This window comes from Leuconostoc sp. (assembly GCF_965300815.1).
The window spans coordinates 1-5,090 of record NZ_CBDKZH010000088.1; the positions used below are offsets into that span (position 1 = coordinate 1).

Genomic DNA, 5,090 nt, shown 5'->3' on the forward strand with positions numbered 1-5,090 from the left:
ACACACCAATCTATCTGTTGATTAATAAAGTTGATTTGGTCACGTCAGATGAACTCCTTGATGTCATTCAAAGTTATCAAGAAGACGCCCCAACTTGGGCTGAAGTTTTCCCAATTTCTGCCACTGAAGGGGACAATGTGCCAGAATTATTGGGTAACATTGTTGAAAGCCTTGAAGAAGGGCCACAATACTTCGATTCTGATCAACTAACAGATCATCCAGAACGCTTCGTCATTGGCGAATTGATTCGTGAAAAAGTCTTACAATTGACACGTCAGGAGATTCCACATTCAGTGGCCGTGGTGATTGATAAGATCGCGCGTGAAAGTGAAGATAAAATTCATATTCAAGCGTCAATTATTGTCGAACGCCCAACGCAAAAGAATATTATTATTGGTAAGCAAGGGGCGATGATTAAAGAAATCGGCACTCGTGCCCGTAAAGATATTGAACGTTTGATGGGCGACAAAGTTTTCTTGGAAACATGGGTTAAGGTTGAACCACGCTGGCGTGACCGACCACAAGCTTTGCAAACACTAGGTTACCGTAAAGAAGATTATTAAGCTTGACGATGACCTGCCAGTTAATGTAGTTGGTAATGTGATAAATGGCAGTAATTAATGGCATTGTGCTATATACCAGACAATATAAAGACCATGATTTATTAGTTCGTATGCTCACCGAAAACGATGGGTTGCGAACTTTTTTGGCACGTGGTGCTAAAAAGCCGAAGTCGGCATTGAGTGCCGCTGTGCAGCCGTTCACGATTTTATCGTTTGAAGGGGTATTACCAAAGCGCAACACCGGACTTGGTTATATCAATGATGCGCAGCAAGCTAACTTATATCCACGATTGATCGATGATATTGAAGCCAATGCTTATGCGGCTTTAATTGCCAGTCTGATTGATCAGAGTTTTGAAGAGGGTGAACCGCTGACGCGTTGGTATCATCAGTTTGAACTGGCTTTACAGAAATTAGAGGCGGGCCTTGATCCGCAAGTGATTGCCAATATCTTTGAAATTCAATTACTCGTGCCGCTTGGGGTCGCGCCTAATTGGCGCGCCGACCCCATCAGCGGCCAAGTGACCGGACGTTTTGATTATTCGGAAAAATATAATGGCATTTTAGCTGAAGAACATTATGATTTAGATGAACATCGATTGATGTTAGATCAGAAAACTATTTTTTATTTGCGGCAATTTAGTGTGATTGATTTGCGGCAAATCAATCAAATCAATTTGTCGCCCGTTACCAAACGCGGGCTTCAGCGGGTGATTGATCATATTTATGATAAGCAAGTGGGATTAAAGCCACGTGCTAAAACGTTTATCGAGCAAATGCATGCTTGGCAAAATACATTGGTTAATTTCAGAAAGAATAAGGAAGGTGCATCATGACCGTTAAAAAAATATTAGTCCTCCATACTGGTGGAACCATTTCAATGCACGAAGGCGAAAATGGTGGTGTTGAAACAGGCGTTGAAAATCCCTTAACGGGCGTTAAATTGGCCTTACCAGATGTTGACCTGACGGTTGAAAATATTTTCAATTTGCCTAGTGAGCATATTGGGCCTGTGCATATGTTGCAACTGCAACAACGTATTTTAGCGGCCAAGCAAGCCTTTGATGGGGTTGTGATTACCCATGGGACAGATACGTTAGAAGAAACCTCATTCTTTTTGGATAGTACGTTAGCGGTTGACTTCCCAATTGTGATGACTGGGGCAATGCGCTCGTCTAATGAACTTGGGTCAGATGGGTTATATAACTACCATTCTGCACTGCGGGTTGCGGCACATGACGATTCACGGCACCGTGGCGTATTGGTTGTGATGAACGATGAAATTCATGCCGCGCGTTTTGTGACTAAAACGCATACGACCAATGTGGCCACATTTGGCTCACCAATTAGTGGCACGATGGGGCTATTGACGAAACATCAAATTATTTACTTTTATGATTTGCCAAAGCGTCACGTGTTGCCAATCAACAGTGTCAAGCAAAATATTCCGGTGCTCAAAGCGTATGCCGGTATGGACGGTCAACTCTTAGAATTGTTAGCGGCTGCCAATATTGATGGCATTATTATTGAAGCTTTGGGTGCTGGGAATCTATCAAAAGAAGCGGCTAATGGGGTGCTTTATCTCTTATCACGCCATATTCCAGTCGTGATTGTGTCACGGAGTTTCAATGGGGTGGCTGAACCAGTCTATGACTATTTGGGTGGCGGTGTCCAACTTGAAAAAGCTGGGGCCATCTTTGCCACCAGTATTAACGGTCAAAAAGCACGTCTCAAGTTGTTGATTGGCTTAGATAATTACTTGGACGATGTGGCGTTGAAAAACTATTTGCATCAATTTTAATACTGAAATGCGGGTGAGCTGATGCGCACGCCATTGCTTAACCACGACGACCAAGCAAGACTAGTGACCCAAAAGGAGATCTGATGACGAAACCATTGCAACATTTTCTGACAACATTCATACCGGAACATTATGATGTTTATCTGGATATTGATCGACAAAAACAGCGTATTAGCGGTCAAACCACCATTTTTGGTCAGGCGTTGACGAATCAAATTTTGTTACATCAGCGTGGTCTCAAAATCAAAACGGTTACCGTCAATGGGCAAGCAATGGCCTTTAATACGCAGGATGAACAAGATGCGTTAATGATTTCTAACGTCCCTTTGGGTGATATTCAAATTGTTGTCACTTATGAGACAGTCTTAACCGCGACGTTGATGGGCATCTATCCGGCAGATTATGAGGTCAATGGTGTCAAAAAACAAATTGTGTTGACGCAGTTTGAATCCAGTGGTGCACGTGAGGCCTTTCCAGGGATTGATGAACCAGCGGCCAAAGCGACTTTTGATTTGGCGATTAAGTATGACGAGCAACCGCACGAAACCATTTTGGCGAATATGCCAGAAACGCACGTTGCCGACGGCGTACACTATTTTGCCACGACCAAACGGATGTCGACCTATCTGGTGGCCTTTGCTTTCGGGGCGTTAATTAGTCAAACAACGACTACGGCGTCTGGAGTAAAAATTCAAGTTTTTGCTTCTGATGCTTATACACCGTCGGCGCTCCGTTTTGCGCTGGATATTGCTAAGCGTAGTATTGAATTTTATGAAGATTATTTTGATACCACGTATCCATTGCCAGAATCCAAGCAACTTGCCGTGCCAGATTTGTCATTTGGTGCCATGGAAAACTGGGGCTTGGTTACATATCGTGAATCAGCGCTGCTTTTAGATCCCGACAATGCGTCTTTGGCGCAGAAACATCGGGTTGCCACCATCATTGCGCACGAATTGGCGCATCAATGGTTTGGTGATTTAGTCACAATGACATGGTGGGATGATTTGTGGTTAAATGAAAGTTTTGCCAACATGATGGAATACGTTGCTGTTGATGCTTTAATGCCAGAATGGCACATTTGGGAATCGTTCCAAATGAATGACGTCTCATTAGCTTTAAATCGTGATGCAATTGACGGTGTACAACCGGTACATGTGGCCATTAATCATCCGGATGAAGTGAACACTTTATTTGATAGTGCGATTGTGTATGCTAAAGGGGCGCGAATGTTAGTGATGACACGAGCCATGATTGGTGAAACAGCATTCCGAGCGGGTCTGAAGCAGTACTTTGATCAATACCAATATGGCAATGCGACTGGTGACGATTTGTGGCGTGCTTTGTCGCAAGCGTCTGGGAAAGATGTGTCGGGTGTGATGGCGACTTATTTGTCACAACCGGGCTATCCCATGATTACAGCGTCTATCAATGCCGATGGGCAACTTGTGGTCAAGCAAAGCCAGTTTTTCATTGGTCAGCATACCACAACAGGGCAATTATGGCAGGTGCCCTTGACCAATAATTTTTCAGAGGACACCCTGATGTTGACGACGCCTGAGATGGTTGTGGGCGACTATGCCACATTGCGTGCGCAAGCTGGGGGTCCGTTGCAATTTAATTTGCACAATCAAGTGCATGCCGTGATACACTATGACGACCAATTATTGGCTGATTTAATGGCGCATAGTGACCAGTTAGATGCGGTGACACAATTACAACTGTTGACGGATCTCAGATTACTCGCTAAAGCGCAAGTGATATCGTATGCGCAACTGGTGCCAATGCTTGGAAAATTGGCACAAAATGATACTATTTTAGTGCAACAAGCTGTACATCAAATCATTGCGGACTTAAAGCGTCTGGTAGCCGATGATCCTGCAAGCACAGCGCAGCTTAAGCAGTTTGTCGGACAGCTGGTGCAACCACATTTACAACGGTTGGGTTGGCATGAGCAACCAACAGAATCAAATGATGATGTCAGAGTGCGGCCGTTAATATTGGATGCCGCCTTGTATGCTCAACTGCCGGAAGCCATGGCGATGGCAACGCAACAATTCACCCAATATCGCGATAACCTCACGCAAATGCCAGCTTATATGCGGCGTGCGGTGTTGACATATCAATTAACGACCCAGCCAACGGGTACGTTGTTTGAACAGCTATTTACAGCTTATCAACAAACAACGGATACGGGGTTTAAAAATGATTTAATGGCTGTTTTGCCAGCCAGCACAGACGCTACAGCACTGAAAACGCTGATTGCGAGCTTGAATCAACCAGCCATTATTAAGCCGCAAGATTTTGCCATTTGGTATGGTGGCCTCTTGCATAATCCGTTGGCACAACAACAGGTATGGGATTGGGTGCGCCAACATTGGTCATGGCTGGACCATAAATTGAATGGTAGTATGAACTATACCAATCTGGTCAAAGTCCCAGCAAACTATTTCCAAACAGCACAACGGCTCACTGAGTTTAACGCCTTCTTTATGCCAAAATTACAGCAACCTAATTTGACTCGCGAAATCAAAATGGGTCAGCTTGTCATTGCCAATCAAATAGCGCTGGTTGATAACCAACGTGCACCGTTAAGTCAAGCATTAACGGCTTATCTTGCAGATAAGGCTTAAGCTATCTAACCATAAAAAAGCACTCACATTGTGAGTGCTTTTTTAGGCTGTGAAAATATTATGATAAATGGCTTTAACTGCTTGATCGGCTAA

At 44.0% G+C, this 5,090-nt stretch carries 4 protein-coding genes; all 4 read left to right on the forward strand.

Annotated elements, in window-relative coordinates:
• Nucleotides 1-563, forward strand: a 563-nt coding sequence (gene era / locus ACW12G_RS06075; protein WP_455647517.1) for a GTPase Era, incomplete at its 5' end; no start/stop codon positions are given.
• Nucleotides 564-607: 44 nt separating this feature from the next.
• Nucleotides 608-1,399, forward strand: a complete 792-nt coding sequence (gene recO / locus ACW12G_RS06080) for a DNA repair protein RecO (RefSeq protein ID WP_455647518.1) — start codon at nucleotides 608-610, stop codon at nucleotides 1,397-1,399.
• A complete protein-coding gene (locus ACW12G_RS06085; protein ID WP_146976807.1) occupies nucleotides 1,396-2,364 on the forward strand; it encodes an asparaginase in 969 nt (322 codons plus the stop codon). The genes recO and ACW12G_RS06085 overlap by 4 nt, the downstream gene beginning before the upstream one ends.
• A gap of 83 nt (nucleotides 2,365-2,447) precedes the next feature.
• Nucleotides 2,448-4,997 (forward strand): M1 family metallopeptidase, encoded by a 2,550-nt coding sequence (locus ACW12G_RS06090; protein ID WP_455647519.1) that lies wholly within the window; start codon nucleotides 2,448-2,450, stop codon nucleotides 4,995-4,997.
• Nucleotides 4,998-5,090: the final 93 nt, after the last annotated feature.

Bases quoted from the DNA above. Each gene is read 5' to 3' on its own strand.
- ACW12G_RS06085 (WP_146976807.1), top strand. From the start codon at position 1,396: ATGACCGTTAAAAAAATATTAGTCCTCCATACTGGTGGAACCATTTCA.
- recO (WP_455647518.1), top strand. From the start codon at position 608: ATGGCAGTAATTAATGGCATTGTGCTATATACCAGACAATATAAAGAC.
- ACW12G_RS06090 (WP_455647519.1), top strand. From the start codon at position 2,448: ATGACGAAACCATTGCAACATTTTCTGACAACATTCATACCGGAACAT.